This window comes from Paenibacillus nitricinens (assembly GCF_052056485.1).
GTDB classification, from domain to species: Bacteria; Bacillota; Bacilli; order Paenibacillales; family Paenibacillaceae; genus Paenibacillus_AQ; species Paenibacillus_AQ nitricinens.
In genome coordinates this window covers 3,800,767-3,825,848 of record NZ_CP183948.1, presented here as the reverse complement: position 1 = coordinate 3,825,848, position 25,082 = coordinate 3,800,767, and the positions used below count along the sequence as shown (strand labels likewise).

General features: G+C 44.1%; 15 protein-coding genes. 12 read left to right on the top strand and 3 right to left on the bottom strand.

The genetic code is table 11. The features are described from left to right. Positions 1 to 28: 28 nt before the first annotated feature. A complete protein-coding gene (locus ACN6KS_RS16895) occupies positions 29 to 967 on the bottom strand; it encodes an ArsR/SmtB family transcription factor (protein ID WP_440960100.1) in 939 nt (312 codons plus the stop codon). Positions 968 to 1,112: 145 nt separating this feature from the next. Between ACN6KS_RS16895 and ACN6KS_RS16890 the strand changes: the two genes are divergently transcribed. Beyond that, positions 1,113 to 3,866, top strand: a complete 2,754-nt coding sequence (locus tag ACN6KS_RS16890) for a glycoside hydrolase family 2 protein (protein ID WP_440960099.1) — start codon at positions 1,113 to 1,115, stop codon at positions 3,864 to 3,866. Positions 3,867 to 3,962: 96 nt separating this feature from the next. Here ACN6KS_RS16890 and ACN6KS_RS16885 read toward each other — a convergent pair whose 3' ends face one another. Then, positions 3,963 to 5,657 carry a M3 family oligoendopeptidase gene (locus ACN6KS_RS16885; protein WP_440960098.1) on the bottom strand — a complete coding sequence of 565 codons (1,695 nt, stop codon included), beginning with the start codon at positions 5,655 to 5,657 and terminating at the stop codon, positions 3,963 to 3,965. 637 nt (positions 5,658 to 6,294) lie between these two features. Here ACN6KS_RS16885 and ACN6KS_RS16880 point away from each other — a divergent pair. The 9 genes from ACN6KS_RS16880 (at position 6,295) to ACN6KS_RS16840 (ending at position 20,747) form a co-directional block, all read left to right on the top strand. Continuing rightward, positions 6,295 to 7,479: a GntR family transcriptional regulator gene (locus ACN6KS_RS16880; RefSeq protein WP_094868860.1), complete on the top strand. Its 1,185-nt coding sequence runs from the start codon at positions 6,295 to 6,297 to the stop codon at positions 7,477 to 7,479. Positions 7,480 to 7,713: 234 nt separating this feature from the next. After that, positions 7,714 to 8,979, top strand: a complete 1,266-nt coding sequence (locus tag ACN6KS_RS16875; RefSeq protein WP_440960097.1) for a glycoside hydrolase family 125 protein — start codon at positions 7,714 to 7,716, stop codon at positions 8,977 to 8,979. Positions 8,980 to 9,023: 44 nt separating this feature from the next. Continuing rightward, positions 9,024 to 10,328, top strand: coding sequence for an ABC transporter substrate-binding protein (locus tag ACN6KS_RS16870; protein WP_440960096.1), 1,305 nt, complete (start codon positions 9,024 to 9,026; stop codon positions 10,326 to 10,328). Positions 10,329 to 10,383: 55 nt separating this feature from the next. Beyond that, complete coding sequence (locus ACN6KS_RS16865; RefSeq protein ID WP_094868863.1) at positions 10,384 to 11,271, top strand: carbohydrate ABC transporter permease; 888 nt, start codon at positions 10,384 to 10,386, stop codon at positions 11,269 to 11,271. Positions 11,272 to 11,304: 33 nt separating this feature from the next. Further along, on the top strand, positions 11,305 to 12,192 hold the full coding sequence (locus ACN6KS_RS16860; RefSeq protein WP_094868864.1) for a carbohydrate ABC transporter permease: 888 nt from the start codon (positions 11,305 to 11,307) through the stop codon (positions 12,190 to 12,192). 32 nt (positions 12,193 to 12,224) lie between these two features. After that, on the top strand, positions 12,225 to 13,757 hold the full coding sequence (locus tag ACN6KS_RS16855) for a glycoside hydrolase family 76 protein (RefSeq protein WP_440960095.1): 1,533 nt from the start codon (positions 12,225 to 12,227) through the stop codon (positions 13,755 to 13,757). A 24-nt stretch (positions 13,758 to 13,781) separates the two neighbouring features. Further along, positions 13,782 to 14,837, top strand: a complete 1,056-nt coding sequence (locus ACN6KS_RS16850; RefSeq protein WP_440960094.1) for a glycoside hydrolase family 76 protein — start codon at positions 13,782 to 13,784, stop codon at positions 14,835 to 14,837. A gap of 12 nt (positions 14,838 to 14,849) precedes the next feature. Beyond that, positions 14,850 to 15,911 carry a glycoside hydrolase family 76 protein gene (locus tag ACN6KS_RS16845; RefSeq protein ID WP_256989701.1) on the top strand — a complete coding sequence of 354 codons (1,062 nt, stop codon included), beginning with the start codon at positions 14,850 to 14,852 and terminating at the stop codon, positions 15,909 to 15,911. Positions 15,912 to 16,091: 180 nt separating this feature from the next. After that, a complete protein-coding gene (locus tag ACN6KS_RS16840) occupies positions 16,092 to 20,747 on the top strand; it encodes a cadherin-like beta sandwich domain-containing protein (protein WP_440960093.1) in 4,656 nt (1,551 codons plus the stop codon). Between the two features lie 93 nt (positions 20,748 to 20,840). Here the strand turns inward: ACN6KS_RS16840 and ACN6KS_RS16835 are convergent, their stop codons facing one another. Beyond that, entirely contained in the window at positions 20,841 to 21,728 is an 888-nt protein-coding gene (locus ACN6KS_RS16835; protein ID WP_440960092.1) for a fructose bisphosphate aldolase, read from the bottom strand. Positions 21,729 to 22,499: 771 nt separating this feature from the next. On the opposite strand from ACN6KS_RS16835, the gene zwf reads away from it, so the two are divergent. After that, the gene (gene zwf / locus ACN6KS_RS16830; protein WP_094868868.1) at positions 22,500 to 24,035 is read left to right on the top strand and encodes a glucose-6-phosphate dehydrogenase; all 1,536 of its coding nucleotides are present in this window, start codon (positions 22,500 to 22,502) and stop codon (positions 24,033 to 24,035) included. Positions 24,036 to 24,107: 72 nt separating this feature from the next. Continuing rightward, positions 24,108 to 25,001: a phosphogluconate dehydrogenase (NAD(+)-dependent, decarboxylating) gene (gnd, locus tag ACN6KS_RS16825; protein WP_094868869.1), complete on the top strand. Its 894-nt coding sequence runs from the start codon at positions 24,108 to 24,110 to the stop codon at positions 24,999 to 25,001. Positions 25,002 to 25,082: the final 81 nt, after the last annotated feature.

Below are 25,082 nucleotides of genomic sequence, written 5' to 3'. Positions count from 1 at the left end.
GTTTCAGGTGTACAATTCTTCCGTGTTATCATGTACCCGATACTGAACGACGCGCAAACGACAGGATAATATCCTGTGAGTAGTCTCCGAAACCACTTCCGAATAAATTCAGGCCTCGTCTATTGGGGGCATCCTCGCGAATCTCAAAGCGTACTCGAATGGGCTCATTGAATGCCAGCTTTAGTGAGTTAATTGTAGTAGGGGAAGAAGCAATTCCATTTATTTTGCTACCCTGTTCTGAGGTACTCCACTCTGTCAGCATTCCATATTCTGTACCACTCTTCCAACGTTCGGGTGTTAACTTTCCTTTCCGGTTACCGAAATCTGATGGACAAGTCCAAGTACCGACATGTAGGTCGTTTATAGTTAATGTGATGTCACTTGCCCAATCTTCTCGGAATGCAGGTGCTTCAGAACAAACCTCAGCAGAAATCCGGATCTCATCAAGCTCGACACCTGGGGGTAGTGGATTGGCAAAATAGTATTCGACATAGCCAGAGTCAGCGAACCATAAGAGAGATGCATCAACTCTTTCCGGCATGTAGAATACCCGAGGATCATCCTGAGAACCGATGACTCCGCCGTCTTTTCCTGCCATACCACAAGAGGGTTGAATAGAGCAGTGGGAGAACATCCCGATGGGCATATGTAGTTCTTCCGTTTGATGCAGACCATCACCTAACTTCGAAGGAAGATCGAGATGGATGGATCGGCAGGTGACCGCGCATATTTTCTCACGATTTGCACCTTGTGTAGATGAGATTAAGTTAACTTGCTCAAGGGTCTGTACATTGATTGAAATTGTAGGTTGAGCTACACCAAGTGTCTCGGCCAATTGACTTACACTCATAGGCTTGTCACCAAGGGCTTCAAGAATGCGGACTCTGACATCTCCAGAAAGTGCTTTAGCAACATCTAAGATGCGTGATGCAGGGTAGCGTATCGTTTCTTGCGAAATATCATTCATGGGTTATATTCCTTTTCGTTAGGATAGGTTGAGGATATTGTACACTGAAGTTTATATATTGTAAAATTATAATATACATTGCGAATTTTATATACTGATGCTAAAATGAGCTCAACTTCTTATTTTGAAAGGCTGTGCTCATATCATGACAACTCCCGTACTGAATGTTGAGAGTCTTCCGATTCCTCGTCCCGAACATCCGCATCCACATTGGCAGCGCAACGAATGGATGAATTTGAATGGGGAATGGTCATTTAGCTTTGATCCGAGCAACGAAGGAATTAGCGAACATTGGTATTCCAATTCAGAAATCACTTACAGTTCGAGGATTACTGTTCCTTTTTCATGGGTAAGTTCATTATCAGGTATTGGCAGTGATCATAAAGGGATAGGATGGTATCGGCGGACTTTGAAATGGCAGTCTATCGACTCACAGACACGACTATTTTTGCGATTCGGGGCAGTAGATTATTCATGTGACGTTTGGATAAACGGAGTGCATGTTGGTTCACACCAAGGTGGATATGGTTCATTTGAGTTCGAAGTTACTCAGTACTGGGTTGAAGATTTAGACAATACAATTGTCGTTAGAGTAGAGGACTTCGATCATGATTACCAAGCCCGTGGCAAACAAGGTTATGGAGAAATTCGCGGAATCTGGCAGTCCGTATGGCTAGAATCTCGGCCCCAGACTTATATGAAAGATGCTAAGTTTGTGACCACTATTGATGGGCAAGTGAATGTGACTGCAAGAATCTTTGCACAAGAAAATGGATCGGCAGAGTTCACGCTGAAATTCGCAGAGAATTCTATATTGCATACTGAGAACATTGATCTTACCGCAGGGGAGAATGAATTTAAGCTCTCTATCCATATAACAGATCCAATGTTATGGAGTCCAGATACACCTTATTTGTACGAAGGCGAACTACAGCTTAGCGGATCTTTTGGCACAGACACAGTCAGCACCTATTTCGGAGTTCGAGAAATCCAAACTGTACGCTATGATGAGCGTGGTTATCGCTGGATTACCCTTAATGGCAAGCCGATTTATTTAAACGGTACCCTTGACCAGTCTTATCACAAAACGGGCTATTTCACTTATCCGACTGATGAAGACATGCGGGATGAAATCTATCTAATGAAACGTTTGGGACTGAACTTCGTGCGTATTCATATCAAGCCAGAGGAACCACGCAAACTATATTGGGCGGATAAACTGGGTATTTTGGTGATGGAGGACATGCCTTGCTTTTGGGGAAATCCGGATGAAAAAGCACGTGCTGCGTATGAATGTGAAGCACTTGAGATTATTGAACGAGACTATAATCATCCATCGATTTTTTCTTGGGTAATGTTTAACGAGACATGGGGTTTGAAGACGAACGCTCAGGACACTAGTCTGACGAGTGATGTAGAGCAGCAGAACAGCTATCTTAAAGAAACACAGGAATGGGTTCGGGAAAAATATCACTGGGCAAAACGGCTGGATCCATCTAGAATCGTTGAAGATAATTCACCTTGTAACTATGATCATGTGGAATCTGATATCAATACTTGGCATTTCTACATTAATGGTTATGATCAGCTTAGATCTCATTTGAATGAGGTTGTAGACAAAACTTTTCCGGGTTCAGACTTTAACTGTATCGGAGGTAATGTACAATCTGATGCCCCGTTGATGAACAGTGAATGTGGAAACGTATGGGGTATCGAAGGCGGGGCAGGGGACAGTGATTTAGCATGGCATTATCGCTATATGATGAATGAATTCCGGCGGCATGATAAGCTATGTGGTTTCGTATTTACCGAATTTCGTGATGTTACGAACGAGTTCAATGGTTATTATCGGTTAGACGGTAGCGATAAAGATTTTGGTTATGATGCCTTTGTTCCTGGGATGACGATTTCTGATTTGCATTCGCCGGACTTCATTGTGATCGATGCGCCGCCATGCCAGACAGTAAACGCAAAGGCTGAAGTTAAAGTTCCCCTTCTTCGTTCCAGTTTTTCAGATAAATATCATGGACAGCTTTTAAAGATAAAATGGGAACTTTGGTACGACAATTTGGGAACACGAGTTGTTTCACAAAGTGAGCATATGTCAGTGGAGTGGGACGGATATGGAGTAGCAGATTTACCTCCTCTTTATGTCCTTATGCCTGATCAGGACGCAGTTGCAGTGCTGGCAGTTTCATTGATAAATAATAAGGATGAGGTAATTACACGCAACTTCATTACGTTTGATGTTAGAAGCGGTAATCAGAGTGTAAGGTTTGAAGGGGATGGAGATTGTATTAATATCCCTGTGGATGCGTATAAAGAACACAATTTTGGACAACAATGGGAAGCTATTCAGTGCGCAAAAATCAATGGGGCTGGGCAAGGCCATTATGCATATGATATAACTCTTCCAGATGGTGTGGAGAAAAAGATGATTGGCGAGATCGAAATCATGTTCGAAGCTAGCGCAAAGCGAGTATTGGCTCGAAATCTTGAAGGTGCAAAACAAAATGAAATGGGACTTGATCTCATGCACGGTGCTGATGCCAGGGTGGAGTATAATCCGAATACGTATTATATGACCGACGAAGAACGTCATCCTTCATGTGTGAATGTTCTGATAGAAGGTCAACGGATTAGCTCCTTCTATTTGCCGGATGATCCGGCCGACAGCCGAGGTGTATTATCTTGGCATTATCAGCCATTAGCGAATAAGTTGGATGAGGCGGGCTCTTACGGCTATCTGTGTAAAGTAAGTGTACCGGGGCAGTTAGCAGCTAGACTAGACCGCAATCGTACTTTCCGTTTGGAGCTTCAAACAGAGGGGAGAGGCTTAGCCTTATATGGCCGCAATGCGGGTCGTTACCCCATAGATATATTGATTCGTTATCGATAACATAGATGGGTGAAGTTGGATCATTCCATTTTAAAAAGCAATCCAAGCCCTAAGGCAAGGATTGCTTTTTTTGTGATGAGCTTATCAGAGGATGGATTAAAGCTCTTTATCATTAATGCTGTTTAGCCAACCTTCAATATCCCCAATAACGGAGCTAATGCAGCCGTCTTCAAATGGTGAAGTCAGACCCGCTAGTTCAACTAGTTTGATAAAGGACTTGCTTCCACCAGCTTGGCATAGCTCCAAATAATCGCTCCAAGCAGATTTGAAATCTTCGTTCGAACGTTTCCAGAATTGGAAGGCACATAGCTGAGCTAGTGTGTAGTCGATGTAGTAGAATGGCGAGGCAAAGATATGGCCTTGTTTATGCCAGAACCCCCCTTGTTCCAGATAAGTGTTACCTTCATAATTACGATGTGGTAAGTATTTCTTCTCGATGTCTCTCCAAGCTTGCTTGCGTTCAGCAGGAGTTGCGTCAGGGTTGCTATAAACAAAATGTTGGAATTCATCGACAGATACCCCGTAAGGAATAAACTGAAGGCTGTCAGATAAGTGATTAAAGCGGTATTTATCCGCATCTTCCTCAAAGAACAAATTCATCCAAGGCCAAGCGAAAAATTCCATACTCATGGAATGAATCTCACATGCTTCATAGGTTGGAAAAGCATATTCTGGTACATTAATATTGCGGCTTTCATACACCTGGAACGCATGACCCACTTCGTGAGTTAAGACATCAATATCCCCAGAGGTTCCGTTGAAATTCGAGAAAATAAAAGGGGCTTGGTATTGGCTAAAATAGGTACAATATCCGCCGCCTTGTTTTCCTTTTTTGCTTACTAAATCCACCAGATTATTGTCTAGCATGAAGTTGAAAAACTCATCCGTTTCAGGTGAGAGTTCTTTGTACATCTTCTTACCATTAGCTACAATCCAGTCTGGATCCCCTTTAGGTGTAGCGTTCCCGGTCTTAAAGCTAAAGTTCTCGTCGTAATATTTCAATTCATCGAGACCCAGTCGTTCAGTCTGACGTTTCTTTAACTGCTGGGAGACGGGTACGATATATTCAAGTACTTGTTTGCGGAAATTAGCAACCATTTCAGCATTATAGTCGGTACGCATCATACGGTCATAACCAAGCTGAACAAAGTTGCTGTACCCAAGCTTTTTAGCTACGCGGTCACGGACCTTGACAAGCTCGTCATAGATGCGGTCAAATTCAGCCTCGTGTTCGGACATAAAACCAAATCGGGCTTCAGAAGCACTTTTACGCATATCACGGTCTGTAGACAATTCGAAAGGTGCGAGTTGAGGCAGTGTACGCTCTTCACCTTCAAAAATAATCTTGGCAGATGCGATAAGCTGGGAGTATTCTGTTGAAAGTTTATTCTCCAATTGTAAATCTTCAATGATTTCCGGACTAAACGTCCGCAGCGATATTTCAGCAAGCTGGAGTAACTGCGCACCCCATTCCTTTTCAAATTCGGCTCTATATTTGGAATGTACGAGTGCTTTGTAGTAGTCGGTTATGTATTCCTGTAGGACAGGCCCGATTTCGTCCATGAATTCTTGTTCGGCTTTGTAAAATTCATCTGTCGTGTTGATAGAATGCCGAACGCTAACCAATGTCTGCATCGTGTCAAACTCATTGCGAAGCTTGTTAATGGCAGTGACGGAAGCTTTTTGTACCTCTAGTGGTGATGTGTCGTTGAGATCTTTCAGCAGGGTGTTAAAATCTTGCTTGAATTTCTCTACATCCGGCCGCTCATAGCGGTAATCATCAAATTTCATAAAAAAATCAACTTCCTTTCTATACCAGATAGTCTCTATTATATAATCTGAACAGCCATTTACGATAGACCTGTGTAAGCTTTTTATGCTTGAAAAAAGAACAAATCTACAAAAGTGTAAAAACTTGTTAGGTGAAGTGCGGTTTGATATTATCTATGAATATACTAGATCTCATCAAGAAAAAAATGGTCCATCCAGATATACGAGAGCAGCGACCGAAGGGATCAATGGCAGGTAAAGATGGTCCATGGTATATTGAATCTACAAAGAAATCGCTCCTTTGGGAAGGGTTGGGTCGTACCTCCATTTTACCAAAACGAGCGATTTCTTTGTTTGTTTTTAAAGGATACAAGAGTCAATTCCCGCTTAAACAACGGTCCGTTCATGCAGCGGCCACTTAAGTGCACACGTTGATCCGACTCAAAAAAAGGAGGCGTCCCCGAAGCCATTACTTGGCTTTTGGGACAGCCCCTTATCTCTGTTTCTATACGAATCTTAGAATTTTTCCACTTTAAGCTATACTTCCTTCCTCCCTCTTTTTTACCTGCTTCCGTTCAAATGTCGACAAACTTAATATATCATGATATATTATTATGTATAAAGATGAAAAAATTAGAGTCAGGAGATAACGAAAGTTATGAATGAGACAACGTCATCCAAACCGATGTATGAAAAAATATTTGATGAAGTAAAGCAGCTTATTGTTAATAAATCCTATGGACAAGGGGAGCGAGTTCCTTCAGAAAAAGAGCTGGCCGAAACCTATAATGTAAGTCGGATTACGAGTAAAAAAGCTCTGGAAATGTTAGCCGCCGAGCATTTGATTGTGAGAAAACCGGGAAGAGGTTCGTTTGTGGCTGATCCGGCAGTTGACTACTTAGATTCAGCTATGTCTTCTGAGACGATCTCCGACGGGACTGTTTTTAATTCCTTTAATCATGAGGAAAAAACGATTGGTCTGATTATTACCGACTTTGGCAACAGTTATGGAACAGGCTTGATTTATGGGATGGAACAGGCTTCCCGTGATAATGATTGCTTCCTCGTTCTACGAAGAACATTTGGCGTACCTGAGAACGAGGAACAGTCTATTCAGAAGTTGCTTAGCCTAGGTGTAGATGGTCTGATTGTTTTTCCGGCTCAAGGCGAATTTTTTAATGCTGAGATTCTAAAATTGGTGATCGGGCGCTTCCCTTTAGTTTTGGTAGATCGCCATCTGAAAGGAGTAGCTGCTGCTTCGATAGGCACGGATAACATACAGGCTGCACTTAAAGGGACGGAGTATTTATTTGATCTCGGGCATACTCATATCTCTTTCCTCTCTCCGCCTCCAGCGGATACGACAGCTCTTGAGGAGCGGGTGGAGGGATTTATTCAAGCGCATGCGGAGCGGGGGATAGCTGTAGATAAAGGGTTGTGGGTTAGTGATTTAACTTCAACATTACCTAATTCCTTTAATGATGCAAATATTGAACACGATATCTCACGGCTGGTTTCTCATATACAAGAGAATCCAACAATAACGGCGCTTTTTGCTGTGGAATATAATATTGCTCTGCTGGCTAGAACTGCGGTTGAACGGCTTGGGCTGCAGATTCCGGGGGATATTTCGATCATTTGCTTTGATAGTCCGCCAACTCCGCTCGGCTCGGGTTATTCGTTCACTCATTTGCGGCAGAATGAAGAAGAAATGGGGCGACTCGCAGTTGAAAATGTATTGCAAATTATGAACGGCCAGGCTGTATCGAACAAGATAATGCTGGAAGCTAAGTTGATTTCTGGTGAATCCACAGGTCCTGCTAAACCATCCAATTCTAAATAATTTTATACGATTATCCATAAATTAGTTGCTATGAAAACCTATCTTTTGGGATAGGTTTTTTGTTTGTTTTAGATAGATGTTTATCATTACAGAAATATTGATATATCATTATTAATAAATAAACATATTGACATACTAACTACATGACAATATACTAATTTGTGAAAGCGCTTCAAAGGAAAAAGAAAAAAGGGGGTATTATAACTGAAAGCAACCAGAGAAATCCCTGAGTCGATGAAGAAACTGGCATCTAATGTAAAGGTCCAGCTGAATGATCGTCCAAAACTAGCAGAGATGTTCGAGAAATGTATGGCTAATACCTGGAATACAACGTTGAAACGAATGGCGAATGGTACCACTTTTGTCATTACCGGAGATATCCCAGCGATGTGGCTGCGGGACTCGGCCGCTCAGGTTAGACCTTTCCTAATCCTTGCTTCCGAGGATGAAGATATTGCCGACATGATTGAGGGACTTGTACAAAGACAATTCGCCTGCATCCAGCTTGACCCTTATGCGAACGCGTTTAATGAAGAGGAAAATGGGAATGGTCATCAGGAGGATCTAACGGAGATGAGCCCAGGAGTATGGGAAAGAAAATATGAGATTGATTCGTTATGCTATCCGATCCAACTGGGTTATCTGCTCTGGAAGAATACGGGCCGAACTAGTCAGTTCAATGATTCATTTGTTAAGGGTGTAGAAAGAATCATTGCATTATGGACTACCGAACAGAAACATGAGAGCGATTCTAACTATCTTTTTCAACGCCTGAACTGTCCATCTACGGATACATTAGTGCGTGAAGGAAAGGGGACGTTGACAGCTTATACCGGAATGACTTGGTCTGGATTTCGTCCTAGCGACGATGCCTGTGAATACGGGTATTTGGTTCCTGCCAATATGTTCGCTGTGGTTGTTTTAGATTATGTGTGTGAAATTGCCAGAGAGATTCTAAAGGATCAAGAACTGGAATTGAAAGCCAGAAGACTTTCTGAACAAATTAATGAAGGAATACGCCAGTATGGAATCGTAGACCACCCAGAGTTTGGGTCAGTTTATACCTATGAAGTAGATGGCCGCGGACAGGTGAATTTGATGGATGATGCCAATGTGCCGAGTCTACTTTCTATCCCCTATTTAGGTTATGTGAGTGCTGATGATCCGATCTACCAGAATACCCGTCGTCTTATTTTAAGTGGAACAAATCCTTATTACTTTGAAGGCAAGATGGCTTCAGGTATTGGAAGTCCGCATACGCCACCGCGTTACATCTGGCCTATCGCTTTAGCGATTCAGGGAATGACATCTACCAGCGATGAAGAACAGGATTCCTTGCTTAATCTGCTGGAGAAGACGGATGCGGGCACCGGATTTATGCATGAAGGGTTCCATGTAGATCATCCAGATGAATATACACGTCCATGGTTTTCTTGGGCAAATATGATGTTCTGCGAGCTGGTGCTTATGCGCTGCGGTATGCAAGTGAAGCGAAGCTGATATTTGCAAGGTTGTAATTATCAACGCTAAAGGGGATTGAGAACATGAAAAAATGGCTGGTTACCATGCTTGCGCTGGTTATGACTACATCTCTTATCGCAGGCTGCGGGGGGACGAACGGATCAACCAATAAAGGAACAGGAAATGCAGGGAAAACTGGAAGTAATGTTGGGAAGAAAACGGAGCTTACCTTTTGGGGTGACTGGGGCGGAGAAGGGCAGAAACAATTCGAGACCATGGTGGATGCTTTTAATAAATCGCAGGATAAGATCCATGTGAAATACGTGCTACAGCAGGATATGATTACGAAATTCCTGACTTCAGCAACGAATGGCGGTACTCCAGATGTACTGTTTTGGGATCGCTGGAGAACTTCGTTGTATGCGCCTAAGAACGTGCTGCATCCAGTGGACGAATACTTAACGCGTGACGGCCTTTCCAAAGATGATTTCTACGCTGAATCGCTTCGTGAACTCTCATATGCTGATAAATTATACGGGTTGCCACTTACGGTAGATGCTCGTGCTCTTTTCTATAATAAAAAACTGCTTGCAGATGCAGGACTTCAGCCTCCAACTACGTGGGATGAGCTAGAAGCAGCAGCTACTAAACTGACTAAATGGAATGGTAATAAATTGGAGACCGCAGGGTTCTCTATGGGAGATTTGGGGCTTTTTAATATGTATCTTCAACAGGCTGGCGGCACCATGCTTACGGAGGATGGAAAGACCAATTTTAACAATGATAAAGGCAAACAGGTGCTAGAGTTCTGGGATCGCCTGATGAACAAAGATAAGGTGTATAAAGTAGGGTTCGAGCTTGGACTTGGGGAAGGGCAGGATGCTTTTGTCACAGGCAAGGTTGCTATGTTGTATTCCGGTCCGTGGATGCTCAGCACTTATAACAAATATGGTAAAGATTTAGATTATGGAATCGTTCCCCCTCCAGCTGGACCAAACGGGGATAAAGGCAGTGTGATGGGCGGATTTGGTCTGGTGATTCCAGAAGGTTCCAAACATAAGGATGAGGCATGGGAGTTCATCAAATGGTGGACGGCGAACAAAGATAATGCGCTGCTCTGGGCTAAGACCAGTCTGAATTTGCCGGGCTTTAAGCCGTCCATGGAAGATCCGTTCTTCAAGGATGATCCCAAATGGCAGCCGTTTCTTGAAACATTGGAGTTTGCTAAGGTCCGTCCCAATCACCCAGGTTATTCTGTGATGGAGACCGATGCGTTGGCACCTAATTTGCAGCTCAATCAGCAAAACAAGATGAGCATTGAAGAAACCTTGAAGAAATCTCAAGAAGAGGGCGACAAGATGCTTAAGGATAATGAGGCAGTGAAGTAAGACATTAGAAGCGATGGGGAGGTTCTGCCTCCCTTTTGCTTAGGAGGGGGAGCTAATGGCTTCTATCAGAAGACTTGAAAAACATCAGGCGCGGACGGCTTATTTGTTCATTACACCCACGGTGTTGCTGTTTACAGTATTCACGGTGATCCCCGTGTTCATGGCATTATATCTAAGTTTCACTAACTATGATGTGCTCAGTAGAAACGACTGGATCGGTTTTGATAACTATCGTCGATTATTAGAGGACAGTCTGCTGTGGAAAACATTCCAAAATGTATTTCTGTATTCGATTGTTTTCGTCCCATTAAATATCATTATTTCGTTATTACTTGCGATTCTGCTTAGTCGCACATGGCGCGGGGTGAAATTGTTCCGCACGTTGAATTATCTTCCAACACTTACATCCGCAGTTGCTGCGGCTACCGTTTGGATTTGGCTTTTACATCCTGAATTCGGATTAGTTAATGGGTTGTTGTCTTATGTAGGTATAACTGGACCCGCTTGGTTATCCGAGACTCGGACGGCGATGCTGTCGATTATCATGCTCACATTATGGCAGTCGGTAGGTTCGAATATGATTATTTATTTAGCAGGTCTGCAAGGCGTGCCTGATTATCTTTATGAATCCGCAAGGTTAGATGGAGCCAATAAGCTCGATTGTTTCCGGTATATTACATGGCCGCAGCTACGACCAACGACCTTTTTAGTCAGTACGATGGCTATTATTGGTGCTCTGCAGTTATTTGATCAGGCTTTTGTGCTAACGCAGGGAGGTCCGGCGAATATGACGAAGACTCCAGTCTATCTGATCTATCAGCAGGGCTTCAATCAGCTGCAAATGGGGTATGCGTCGGCACAGGCATTTGTGCTTGCTGTGGCTATTCTCATTTTCTCATTAATTAACATGCGGATCTCAAAGGCGGAAGAGCCCATTGTATAGGGTGGGCTTGCCGAGGAGAAGGAGGTTTAAGGTATGGATAATAGCGGAGGATCGCTACTAAAAAGAAACATAAGTAAATCAATTTATTATATAGCCTGCATTGTTATTGCAATTGTAATGTTCCTTCCCTTTTATTGGAGCGTACTTACATCCCTGAAGCCGGACGAAGAAATATTCGCCATGCCGATTCGATGGTTTCCATCACATATAACCTTTGAGCATTACCGCAAAGCGTTCACAACGGTTCCGTTTGCCCTATTTTTCTGGAATTCACTTGTGCTTGCTGTGGCTGGTGTGCTGGCGAATTTGTTCTTCGGTTCCCTCAGTGGTTACGCGTTCGCGAAGCTGAAATTTAAGCTCAATAAACCGATATTCCGCGTGTTGCTAGCAGCGATGATGATCCCGGGCATTGTGACGATGATCCCGACTGTTTATGTCATGCGTCATCTTCCGCTCTTCGGAGGCAATGATATTTTTGGAAACGGTGGAAACGGATTGATGAACTCCTTCTGGGGGATTATTCTGCCGGGAGCCTCCGGAACCTTTGCGGTGTTCTTTATGCGGCAATTTTTCCTTACACTGCCTAGCGACATGATGGAAATGGCCCGAATCGAGGGTTGTGGAGAATTTAAAATCTTTTGGCGCATTTACTTGCCGCTGACGAAACCTGCACTTGCTACCCTAAGTATTTTCACTTTTCAAGCGGGATGGAATAGTTTCCTATGGCCAATGATTGTGCTGAATGACCCGGATAAAGCGACGATTCAAATGGGGCTTCAAGCCTTTTCGTATAATTTCCAAACCGATTATGGTCCAATGATGGCTGGAGCGTTGGTAGCGATCATACCGATACTGGTGCTGTTTTTAGCGCTTCAGCGTTATTTTGTACAGGGGATAGCGTTCAGCGGGATTAAGGGTTAAGGGCTTCATAACCTATCGGGGAGATGATGTTTGTGTTGAAGGCCTTGAAGAAAACGTCGTTATTCGCACGTGGCGCGTTGGCGGCGGTTTTGCTTATTGCCCCTTTTAGTGGATATCAGCGAGCGGATGCGTTTACGGCGGCCAATGCCGATACGGCTATGAATAGCTTTGTTAATACTTTCTATGATGCATCTGCAAAATATTTCTACACAAACAGCGACCATCTTATTCATTCCGAACATGCTAGTGGTCCAAACGGTGGGCTGTATACCGATTTTTGGTGGGAGGCCCAGTTATGGGAGACGGTCATGGACGCGTATGAGAGAACGGGCAGTAGCACGTATCGAACGATGATCGATGATATCTATACTGGATTTAATACGAAGTATCCCGATATGATGCTCAATGATTTCAATGATGACTTAGGTTGGTGGGCCTTGGCTTGTATGCGTGCTTACGAGATTACAGGCACTGCTGAATACCGCAACCGAGCCTCTTTTCTATTTGACCAAATCTGGAGCGATTGGGATTCGACATATGGTGGCGGGATATGGTGGAAGAGGGATGGAACCTCACCTCAGAAAAATATGGCTACAAACGCTCCGATGATCATGACAGCCATCAAGCTCAAGACTGCGACTGGTAATGCGGATTACTTAACGAAAGCACAAACGATGTACACCTGGATTAAAAGCAGGCTTGTTAACGGAAGTAAAGTGAATGATCATGTGGAAGGCAGTGGTTCGGGAACGGTCGTGGACTGGGATTTCACCTATAACTATGGAACTTTCTTGGGGGCTGCTCTGGCGATGAATCAGGCGACAGGCACTAGTTCTTACTTGACCGATGCGCATACCGCCGCAGCTTATGTGATGGATAAGATGACGCTTTCTTATTCCTTGATGTACGAGGGCGAGAACGATTCCCCGGGCTTTAAAATGGTGTTCGCCCGCAATTTGAACCAGTTGAGATTAGCCACAGGTAACACATCCTACTTAAACTTTTTGCAGCAAAACGCTACACAGGCTTTTAATCATCGCCGGGCATCGGATGGCATTATTGACAGTGACTGGACTGCACCCGCTCGGAGTGGTTACATCCAGAGTATCGCTGCGGGAGCAGGCGCGTCTATTCTACAGCTTGCCCCTGCGGATAATTACACCGGGCCTATAGCTGGGAATGGCATTTATGAGGCTGAGAATGCAAGATTATATGGCATCAATAATGAATCCTCACAGCCAGGATTTACTGGAAGAGGTTATGCGGCGGGTTGGAACACCAATAATACGCGGATAGAATTCAATGTGAATCAGAACAGTGCAAGTACGCGGACAATTAGCTTCCGTTATGCAGCAGGAGCTGGGAATGCTGGACGGTATGTCAAAGTGAACGGAACGGTCATAAGTAATAATTTGATTTTTACAAGCACAGGCGGCTGGAGTAATTGGAATACGGTCACGCTGAATGTACCTCTGAACGCTGGCTATAATTCGATTGAGATCGGCTTTGATACGGCCAAGGGCAATAATAACTATTTGAATCTCGACAAAATGACAGGTCTATAAGATCGGAATAGGGAGAGCGTCTAAATGAACAAATTGGAGATTGGGGTTTGGGAGGAACGGGCGAATCAAGCGCAGGAAGCGTTGGATACGTTATTCTGGAATGAAGCAATCAAAATGTATAATATCGAAACACCATGTCCAAACGGAGCATGCAATACGATTTTTCATTATTGGTGGATGGCTCATGCCGTGGATGTACTCGTAGATGGATTACTGCGAACTGGAGAGAAACGGTACGCCGAAAGGCTTGCTGCGCTTCACACAGGTCTTCTTAAGCGGAATGGGGGAGTGTGGCCTAATGAGCTGTATGATGATATGGAATGGATGGCTCTTGCATGGCTGCGTGCATATGAGGCAACAGGACTAGAAGTTTATAAAGAAACAACCCTTCTTCTATGGAAAGACATCCAGACCGGCTGGAATGAGCATATGGGTGGTGGGATCGCTTGGCAGAAGACACAGTTAGATTATAAAAATACACCTGCCAACGCACCTGCTGCTATTCTTGCAGCGCGGTTGTATCAAGCTTTTGGAGAAGCTGAGGATCTCGACTGGGCGCTAAAAATATACAACTGGCAAAAAGGGCATCTCGTAGACCCGGAGACGGGATTTGTATGGGATGGCATGAATCGAACCGGCGATGGCTTGATTGATAAGGATTGGAAATACTCCTACAACCAAGGTGTCTATATTGGTGCAGCAGTAGAGCTGTATCGTATCACTAAAGGGCAGGGTTATTTGGATGATGCTCGCCAAACCTTTACTTCTGCTGCCCGTGAGCTCGCTGAACCTCAGGGCGGTGTTCTTCCTGACGAAGGGAATGGTGACGCAGGACTGTTTAAAGGGATCTTGATCCGCTATACAGCAGAATGGGTCAAGATGGACTTTACAGCAGTTGAAGCTGTTGATTTCCTGCGTACAAATGCTGAATGTCTCTGGGAACAAGGGAAGTCCGTTGACGCAGTCTTGTTCGGTACAGATTGGACTTCGGCATCCAATGGTGTCATCCAGCTAAGTTCCCAACTCAGTGCGATCAAGTTACTGGAGAAAATGAGCGAATTGACTAAGGAACAGGTCTGAGGTGATCTATTTATGACACAACCGAAGGAAACGCTGGAGATGATCAACTGGAAGGAACGGGCGGAATGGTTCCAACAATGTATAGAGCGCAATTATTATAATGCTGAGACGGGTATCATGAACCAATGGTATCCCAGAGCGTATAACGTTGAGGGCGAGAATTTTTATTATTGGTGGCAGGCGCATGTCATTGATATTCTTGTGGATGGTTATGAGCGCAGCGGAGATCCTGCTTATTCCTTGAGAATTAAAGAGCTCAGTCAAAGTCTTCAAGTCTATAACGGTGGGACGTTCTTGCATAATTATTATGATGATATGGAATGGACCGCATTGGCGTTGTTGCGTGCTCATAGAGTCTCGGGTGATGAAGCTTATTTAAGCGCTGTACTTGATCTGTGGGCGGATATAAAAACCGCTTGGAACGATAAGCTCGGTGGGGGAATGGCGTGGAAGAAGGATCAGCTCGACTATAAAAATACGCCTGCCAATGCGCCCGCTGCCATTCTAGCCGCCCGTTTATATGAACTTTGTCATAAACAGGAAGATCTGGAGTGGGCACTCCGCATTTATGAATGGAACCAGATGAATTTGGTTGATCCGGCTACAGGTTTTGTGTGGGATGGCATGAACAGACTTGGGGACGGACAAATCGATTTCGACTGGGAGTTCACGTATTGTCAAGGTGTGTTTCTAGGTGCTGGTCTTGAGCTCTATAAGAATACGGGTGACGCCCGCTACTTGGAAGATGCGAATCGAACCGCTGAGGCTTGTATAGAACGTCTATGCAATAAGGATACACTGATGCTTCCTGATGAAGGGATTGATGATACAGGGTTGTTTAAAGGGATTCTGATCCGCTACTTCGTACAGTTGTGTAAACAATCTCCTGAGGCAGCCCGCATTCATGAGGTAATAATGGCCAATGCTAACCGCTTATGGGAAGTGGGGCTGGATAAACAGTTAGGTCTTTGTAGTCCATCGTGGGAAGTGAAACCGGATCTTCCGGTTCAGCTGAGCGCCCAGCTCAGCGGCTTGATGCTGCTGGAGGGTGCAGCGGCACTGATGGAAGTATAAGATACAGGTTTTAAGATAACCAAAATGTTAGTGAATTTAGGGATTTACCTTGCCTGTAGGCGTGGTGAAGCCCTTTTTTGCGTGAGATAAAATATCTAATCATGCAGTTCGTTTTACGTTCCTATGACATTCAGTTGATATAATGATCTGAATTTTGAAATGGGAGAGGGGTCAATCAATTTGAAAAAAATAGTTCAGCGCTGGATTTCTGTCGCCCTTGTGACAGCAATGGTGGTGCAATCCTTATGGGTTCTGTCGGGGACGGGCTATGCGGCCGCAGAATCGGCGAACACTGATAATCTGGCGGAGAACATAGTAATCAGCCATTTTTATGGAGGGAAAAAAGACGATGTTCTCGATGTGTACTCAAGCGACTTTGTTGAATTATTTAATCCTACGTCGAAGCCTGTTTCATTAAACGGCTGGTCTATACAATTCGCTGATAACCAGAAAAACAACTGGAAAATAGCAAATTTAGGCGCACCGACAGCACAGATTCCTGCTTACGGCTATTATTTGGTAGCGCTTGGCAGCAACGGAAGTGTCGGAGCTGAATTGCCACAAGCGGATGCCGTGGAGAGTTCTTTTAAACTAGGGAATAACAGCGGTAAGCTAGCCCTATTAAATACGAACCAAAAACTAACCGACAATGATCCGATGAAAGATTCGCTAAAGGATAATGTCGTGGATTTCGTTGGCTACGATGCGGTAGATGCTTTTTGGGGAAGTCCAGCGCCGCAGGCTGGCAAGCAAAATACGATGCAGCGCTTAGTGTTCGATCCATTGGAGCCTGTGACCTACCAGACTTCGGCATCCTTCCCGAATAGCGGTAACAACTGGGATACGAAGAACAACGGAAAGGACTTTGAAAAAGTCAAAGGCGCAAAGGCCCGGAATTCCAGCAGCCCGGCGGCTTATGCTGTTGTGGAGAATAATCAGACTGTACAGATGAAGTCCAGCACTGCCGTAGATTCAGATCATAATACTATTATTCTGAAAGCCTTCAACGCTGTTCTAAAACAGGGAGTATGGGCTTCGGCTGATTTCAACGTATTCGGTCTTTCGGCAGGTTTATCTGCAACTGCAGCCGCTAGTGGGGATCAAATCACTATTACGATTTCTGGAAATGCCTCTGGCAATTTAGATTCTGATGCCAATCTTACGTTTAATATTCTTCCTGGGGCATGGAATCAGGCCAACAAGCCAACTGAACCAGTGAGTGTTTATCAAAAGACCAATACAGTGACCTTGGCTAAGTTTACGCCTTCCAATAAAATTGTTGCTGTTCCAGATTCCTCTGCGATCCCTATGAGTAGCGCGAAGAATGTAAACGCACTTCTGCGGTTGCAGGTTAATGCAGGTGTTGCTGTTGATGGCTCGCTAAGTGCAAATGCTTACAGCGTGGAGGGGCTTCCTGCAGGAGATTGGAAGCTTACGGCTGAAGGACAAAGCAGCAGTAATACGATCACTATCGCCATCTCTGGTGCAGCAAAATTACCGGTTATGGACACTGTGCCGCTTAATGTGACTTTGAAGCCACAGGCAGTACAGGATAGTGGTTGGATAGAATCCGATGGGATCGGAATCTCATTACTCCGGTATAGTCAACCTGTTCTTTCTGACGAAGCTCGAAAGCAAGTGGTTGAACAAAGAATTATAGCGGACAATACCGGATTTAATGATCCGGTTACTAAAGCATATAAATATGGAAGTGATGCGATGGGAGCTAATGCTTATACTTTTTTACGGGGTACGAATTCATTGTTCAAATCCGATCAGGCGAATCATCTCATTCCATCCCCCGATTCGGTTATCGCAGGGTGGAAAGACAAAGATATTCAAACCTACACACAAGGTGATGCCCATATTCAGAATGTGGGAACCTTTAATGACAGCACAGAAACGATGGTATTTAGTCTGAACGATGTGGATTCTGCGGGAATCGGAAGCTTCTATAACGATCTGGTTCGTTTTGTGACAAGTGTTTACGTCGCGAAATATGATAAAGACAGTTCTGGCATCTTAAATTTACAGGACGCTGATTTCCGTGAAGTATCTGATAAATTCTTGGAAACGTATAAAGATACTCTAGTAGAAATTAATAACGACAATAGTAAGAAGACTACCAAGTTGACCAAAAGCAATGTCACGCCTTATACGAAAAACGTAATGGACAGTGTCTCCAAGGGGTCTTACCCTGAGGCACTGCAAAAACTATTAGGTAAACGTACCTTGAACGGAAAAATTAACATCACCGGCAATTCGGATAAGTTTGAACTTGCGACTGAGGCTGAAATGACATCCTTGCGTGCAGATTGGGAAAATTATAAGACTCAGGTCAGAGGGAATTTTCCGAACCTAACCGACGAGCAATTTGAGGCTTATTTCACCATCAAGGACATCGCGCGCCGCATTCATCAAGGGATAGGCAGCATCGGCGTTGAACGCTATAACGTGCTGATCGAAGGTCGAAGCGTGGCGAACACGGATGACATCCTGCTTGATGTGAAGGAGCAGAATACCAGCGCGTACATCTCCAAAGACGCTTATATCAAGACAGCGGTAGACCCTGATGTTTATCTGGGTGTAGTCGAAGCTGCGAACCGTTCTTATCTGATCCGGGAAGTCTCGCCTTATAAAGGAGATTACACAGATAAGCCATTCAAAAATAAAGATGAATTGGAGCAATATTTAATAGATGCGGCAAAAGCCTATGCTTATTCGGATTCTCGTCTAGACAAAGTATCCGAAGCACTGGACTACAAATTTGAAGAGCGTTTTGTAACAGATGTACTTCCAGTGTGGAACGATCTTAAGAGCTTTATTCTGAATGCTGCCGAGGATTATTCACACCAAGTGGTAGCGGATTTTGCATTAGTTCAAAGCGATATGCTGGCAGGCAAGCTCATTGATGTCTCGACACTGAATGATTTGACTGTTCAGACAGGTACGTTATTCCCGTCATTCGCTACCGGTATCACCCAGTATGCAGTTAAGGTAGAACATTCCGTCAATTCTATTGAACTAATGGCGAAGGCTACCGATGACAAAGCGGAGTTGACTGCCCAAGGACAACCCTACAGCAACGGAACCGGAATATCATTTGAGCTTTCAGTTGGAACGAATGAAATCCCATTCACAGTGACGGCTCGGGACGGCTCTACCAAGACTTATACCGTGATCGTGACAAGATCTAAGGCAGAAGAAGTGAAAGGTGTTACAGACTTGAGTGCTCTTACATTATCTAGCGGCACATTGGACCCTTCATTTGCTTCAGAAACCACCGAGTATTCGGTGCATGTGAATAAGGAAGTAACAGGCATTACGGTAACAGCTAGTGTGTACGATAGCTCAGCCACACTTACGGTGAATGGTAAACCGTCCACAAGCGGCCAGCTCAGTGACATGATTCATCTAGAGGTTGGAAGCAACAACATTCCGGTTGTGGTGACCGCGGTCGATGGCACGAGTAAAACCTACAACGTAGACGTTGTAAGAGGAGCTGAGGAAGCAGCCAGTCATGACATGGATTTAAGTGCTCTGATGCTGTCTCACGGTATACTGAACCCGGCCTTTAAACCAGAGGTAACAGACTATACTTCTAAAGTGGGCAATGAAGTGTCCAGCATTACGGTAACAGCAAGTGTATATGACAGATCTGCTGCCTTTACTATAAATGGTACTCCGGCAGTGAATGGACAAACCAGTGAAGCGATTAATTTGAATGTTGGCAGCAATGTTATTCCGATTATAGTGACATCATCAGACGGTATCCGCAAGACGTACTCTTTGACTGTGATCCGAGCTGAAGCTGTTACAACGCTACCAACGGAGCCTTCTAATCCGTCGACCTCGACAGGTGGGACGAATCATGTTAATCCTTCGGTCAATAGCGGAACAGTCACAGTGAAAGGTGGTGTACTGTCTTTGAACGGGATAGAAATTAATGTTCCGGCTGGGGCACAGGATAAAGGATTTACGGTAACAGTAACTAAACTAAGTGATATCTCGAATCTTTTCACTGAAACTGAATTAAAATTGCTGGGTGATATTTATGAGATCATCAAGAATGTGGAAGGGGATTTTGCTAAAGCGATCACAATTACACTACCTTTTGACAAGCAGAAAGTGGACTTTAACAAATCCGATGTAGGGTTGTACTGGTTGAACGAGCAGACGAAAAAGTGGGTGAAGCTGGATAATCTGCAACTGGATCTGGAAAGTGGAACGGTGTCGGGAACAGTTACGCATTTTACGAAATTTGCTGTTCTGGTCTCTGATAAAATAGTGGCACCCACCCCTTCACAGGATGTGAATTTTGTTGATATGAAGGGACATTGGGCTGAAGCGAGCATCAGAGATCTGGTTAAACTCGGTGCGATTAATGGCTATCCGGACAATACTTTTAAACCAGATAGTAAGATTACAAGAGCCGAATTCGTAACGATAATCGTCAAAGCCTTCCAGCTTCAGGCTGAAGTCGGCAAAGTGTTTGGAGACACGAAGACGCATTGGGCTAATGAAGCCATTGCAACTGCATCGGCGCTCGGTGTTGTTAATGGCTATAACGATGGTAACTTTGGACCAGACGAGATGGTTACTCGTGAGCAGGTAGCTGCAATTGTCGTTCGCGCAGCGCACCTCTCAGAAGCAGAGATGAGTGTGAACTTCTCGGACGGCGCCAAGGTCTCCGCCTGGGCTCGTCCTGCGCTGGGCGCAGCAATAGCTGAAGGACTTCTTAAGGGTTATACAGATGGAACATTGAAGCCACAAGGCAGTACTACTCGTGCTGAAGCAGCAACTATTATTCTGAGAGCACTAGCTTTAAAAAAGTAAATCCAAATGAAAGGGCTGTTTCCTGGCAGGCATTCACCTGCCAAGGAAACAGCCCTTTTATGTGTCTGGCATCTTCACGAAGAGAAGAGCTGCTTATTGAATAGAGGCAGCATATATCGCTTCTACAGATTTGGAGAGGAGCGCGTTAAACTCTTCGTCTGACTGCCCAGCGCTTAGTCCTTGCGATAACGCACGCGAGAAGCTGGCGATTAATCCTTGATTACGGGCGAGTTTATCGTTGGCCTCTGCTTGTGTGTAACCGCCGGACAAAGCGACAATTCTTAAAACATGAGGATCATCCATTAATTCACGATAGAAGTTATTCTCCGTGGGGATGGAGAGCTTAAGCATGACCTTCACATCGCTGCCCAGCTTAGACAATTGAGCTGAAAGTTCTTCTTTTAACAGCTTTTCGGACGCTGTTTTATCATCAGAATGGATATCAACCTCAGGTTCGATAATCGGGATCAGTCCTGCTTCTAAAATTTGCTTGCCGACTTCAAATTGCTGTTCAACCACTTTTTTGATGCCGGAAGGATTGGCTTCTTTAATCACCGAGCGCATTTTCGTTCCAAAGATACTCCGTTCGTTGGCCCGCTTCAGAAGATCACTTAAGCCGGGAATTGGCTTCATGAGCTGTACCCCGTTTTCTGGTTCGGCAAGTCCTTTATCGATTTTCAAAAAGGGCACAATGCCTTTTTCCTCCCACAGATAATCAGCAGTATATTTTCCGTCGATGAGACGGTCCATTGTGTTCTCGAATAAGATGGCACCCAGTATATACTTCGAATCAAATGCAGGGCTCTTGATAATGCGCGTTCGCATCTCGTGAACCATTGCATACATTTGATCTTCATTGGAGTAGCTGTCCTCTGTAATGCCATATTGCAGCAGCGCTTTAGGTGTACTTCCACCACTTTGGTCCAAAGCAGCTATAAATCCCTGTCCCGTCCGAATTCGATCCCATTGTTTCATATTCATGAAAAAATCTCCTTCCTTTCGTGAACTGAATGGCTATTCATGCGTTCTTTAATTATAACACTTAATATACTGGCCTTAAACAAGAGGCAGGGTGAACAAGGGGATTGCCGTCCAACATGAGTGGGTCTCAAGCAAGGAGTTAAGGGCTTCTGAGTCCGATTCAACCAAGGAGATCAGCACGAGTTGACGTAACGGACTGCTTTGCAACTATTTGGTCTAGTTTGCGCATTTTTTGAGAGAAATCGGACTGTGTAGCTCTTATCATCCCTCCGAAGCATACTCTGATAATCTTCCTCGAAGAGGACCTTTTTTATGCTTAAAAATCTAAGTTGAGATAAAGCAAGATCGATTTGTAATATTTTATTGACGTCGTCCATTTTAAAATGATCAATTACTTGAAGTTAGTTTAAAGATACAAGGGAGCGTGAGTAAAGTTGACGACTGGAAATTTTATTCTTGTTACTAATTGGCTGTTGTGATGGATTTTAAACCGGAGTGAGAGGATTCAAGTTTGTTAAAGCCGCACTGGGATTGGAATTTTTCTTTAATCAACGTGAATATCCGAGTAATTTAATGCGAATGATCCCATACTATTTTCTTTGTGACATTAATCATAATTTCCAATTCACAGCTTTGTGAAAATAATAACTTTTCGTAAATGTCGAAATGAGGTTGACGTATGAAAATATCAGTCGTATGATTGATTCTACTGAGTATGTTAGTAATTAAAAGTAAGTATATAAATAATATATAACAACAGGAGGAATGAAAGTGGAATCATCAACATTTGTGCTATTCGGCGCTACAGGAGATTTGGCAAAACGTAAAATCTATCCTGCACTATATAACCTCTTTTTAGATGGTCAAATTTCAGGTCCTCTTTCTGTGATTGGATTAGGAAGAAGAGAAGTTTCGAATGAAGCCTTCCGTAAGCAAGTTCTGCAATCCTTACAGACTTTTTCCAGACAACCAGCGGTTGACTCACCGCAATTGCAGGTGTTCTTGGAAGCTTTTGAATATAGTGTTCTAGATGTGGGGAATACCGAAGATTACTTGAAGCTCCTGGAGCATGTTAAACGTCGCGAGCAGTTGTTCAATATTCCAGAGAATCGGATGTTCTATTTGTCTGTGGGTCCTGAGTTCTTCAAGGAAATCGCAGCTAATATTCACTCAAGCGGTCTGGGTTCCACGAAAGGCTGGAAGCGTCTGATTATTGAGAAGCCTTTTGGCACAGATTTAAAATCAGCAAGAGAACTGAATGATAGCTTGAATGCCGTATTTACTGAAGAAGAAATCTTCCGTATTGACCACTTCCTGGGTAAACCGATGGTCCAGAATTTGGAGGTTCTGAAGTATTCTAATCCAGTGCTAAGAGCACTGTGGAAAAATAGATATATCGCGAATGTTCAAATTACAGCGAGTGAGACTGTCGGCGTTGAAGAACGGGCAGGCTATTATGATAAAGCTGGTGCACTTCGTGATATGTTCCAGAACCATATGCTGCAGTTGATGATGATGATGGCAATGCAGCTTCCTAAAGGCAGTACACCTGAAGAAATCCGTGGGAAGAAAATATACGTCATGGAACATCTCATTCCAATTAGCAAAGATGAGGTTAATAAACATGTTGTCCGTGGACAATATGCAGAGGGTGAAATTAAAGGGAATGCTGTAACAGGTTATTTGAATGAGCCGGGAATTAATCAATCCTCGCAAAATGAGACGTTTATCGCAGCGCGTTTATTTATAGATGATCCGCTATGGAATGATGTACCTTTCTATGTTCGTACTGGGAAGAGAATGAAGGAGAAATCCACACGTATTGTTATTGAGTTTAAAGAACCGTTTAATGATAGTAATAACTTGAATAAAGGAAATGACGTACCGAATTTACTAATTATCGAGATTGGACCGAATGAAGCCATAACGCTACAGCTTAACACGAAAGATCAGCTGCAAAAAGGAAAGCTTGAGCCTGTCCGCGCGACTTATGAAGCGGGTACCTCAGATGTTCCGGAAGCCTACGAGAATCTAATCTTCGATGCACTTCGTGGAGATGCTACCTTCTTCGCTCACTGGAGAGAGGTAGAGCTGTCATGGCAGTGGGTTACACCTATTCAGGAAGCGATGGAAGAGGGGCTTATGCCACTTCACACTTATGCGTCAGGATCATATGGTCCAGATGCGGCTATGGAGCTATTGGGTGAAGATCGCTGGTGGTTCGATGAGGCAGATCAGGAGACAGAAGTTACGTCTGCTCAAGCTGAAGTTGCAGCAACGCAAGAATCTATACGGCCAGGGGCGTAAGCCCCTGCCTGTTTTTTTTACCAAATTTGGAGAAATTACATCACAAGAAGCTATATATCGGAGGGGAATTACATGAAAGTAGGATTAGTTGGATTAGGAAAAATGGGCTTTAATTTGGGCCAGAATTTGCTGGATCATGGACATGAGGTTGTCGCATTTGATTTGAATGCACCTGCTGTGGAGGAAATGAAAGCAAAGGGCGCTAAAGGAGCAGTAACACTTACTGAACTGGTACAACAATTGGAAACGCCTAGAATCATTTGGATTATGGTACCACATCAGGTTGTGGACTCTGTCATCGCTGAGATCACACCTTTGTTATCCAAAGGAGATATCGTCATAGAAGCGGGGAATTCCCATTATAAGGAATCCATTCGCCGTTATGAGCAATTGAAAGAATACGGAATCAGCTTTATGGATGCAGGTACATCAGGAGGAATGGAAGGCGCGCGGAACGGCGCTTGTTACATGGTTGGTGGAGATCCTGAAGCTTGGGAGGTTGTGGAGCCCATCTTCCGTGATACGGCTGTGGAAAGCGGCTTTTTATATGCCGGTAAAGCTGGTAGCGGCCATTTTCTGAAAATGGTGCATAACGGTATCGAATACGGCATGATGGCTGCCATCGGTGAAGGCTTTGAGGTGCTGGAGAAGAGTGAGTTTGATTACAACTTTGAGGAAGTCGCCCGGGTGTGGAATCATGGATCTGTTATCCGTTCTTGGCTGATGGAACTGGTTGAACGTGCTTTCTCGAAAGATGCTAAATTGGATGAGATCAAAGGGATTATGCACTCCTCCGGAGAAGGCAGATGGACCCTCGAAACCGCATTTGATCTGCAAGCTGCAACACCGGTGATCGCGATGGCGTTATTAATGCGCTACCGTTCACTTGAGACCGATACCTTCACTGGTAAAGTAGTGGCTGCACTCCGGAATGAATTTGGTGGACATGCCGTTGAAACGAAGTAATTAATGTTAATCATTAGCCCGAATTTCCTCGCAATTCATTCTGCGGTGAAATTTGGGCTTTTGTTTTGCAAAAATTAATAA

Bases quoted from the DNA above. Each gene is read 5' to 3' on its own strand.
- ACN6KS_RS16895 (WP_440960100.1), bottom strand. From the start codon at position 967: ATGAATGATATTTCGCAAGAAACGATACGCTACCCTGCATCACGCATC.
- ACN6KS_RS16890 (WP_440960099.1), top strand. From the start codon at position 1,113: ATGACAACTCCCGTACTGAATGTTGAGAGTCTTCCGATTCCTCGTCCC.
- ACN6KS_RS16885 (WP_440960098.1), bottom strand. From the start codon at position 5,657: ATGAAATTTGATGATTACCGCTATGAGCGGCCGGATGTAGAGAAATTC.
- ACN6KS_RS16880 (WP_094868860.1), top strand. From the start codon at position 6,295: ATGAATGAGACAACGTCATCCAAACCGATGTATGAAAAAATATTTGAT.
- ACN6KS_RS16875 (WP_440960097.1), top strand. From the start codon at position 7,714: ATGAAGAAACTGGCATCTAATGTAAAGGTCCAGCTGAATGATCGTCCA.
- ACN6KS_RS16870 (WP_440960096.1), top strand. From the start codon at position 9,024: ATGAAAAAATGGCTGGTTACCATGCTTGCGCTGGTTATGACTACATCT.
- ACN6KS_RS16865 (WP_094868863.1), top strand. From the start codon at position 10,384: ATGGCTTCTATCAGAAGACTTGAAAAACATCAGGCGCGGACGGCTTAT.
- ACN6KS_RS16860 (WP_094868864.1), top strand. From the start codon at position 11,305: ATGGATAATAGCGGAGGATCGCTACTAAAAAGAAACATAAGTAAATCA.
- ACN6KS_RS16850 (WP_440960094.1), top strand. From the start codon at position 13,782: ATGAACAAATTGGAGATTGGGGTTTGGGAGGAACGGGCGAATCAAGCG.
- ACN6KS_RS16845 (WP_256989701.1), top strand. From the start codon at position 14,850: ATGACACAACCGAAGGAAACGCTGGAGATGATCAACTGGAAGGAACGG.
- ACN6KS_RS16835 (WP_440960092.1), bottom strand. From the start codon at position 21,728: ATGAATATGAAACAATGGGATCGAATTCGGACGGGACAGGGATTTATA.
- gnd (WP_094868869.1), top strand. From the start codon at position 24,108: ATGAAAGTAGGATTAGTTGGATTAGGAAAAATGGGCTTTAATTTGGGC.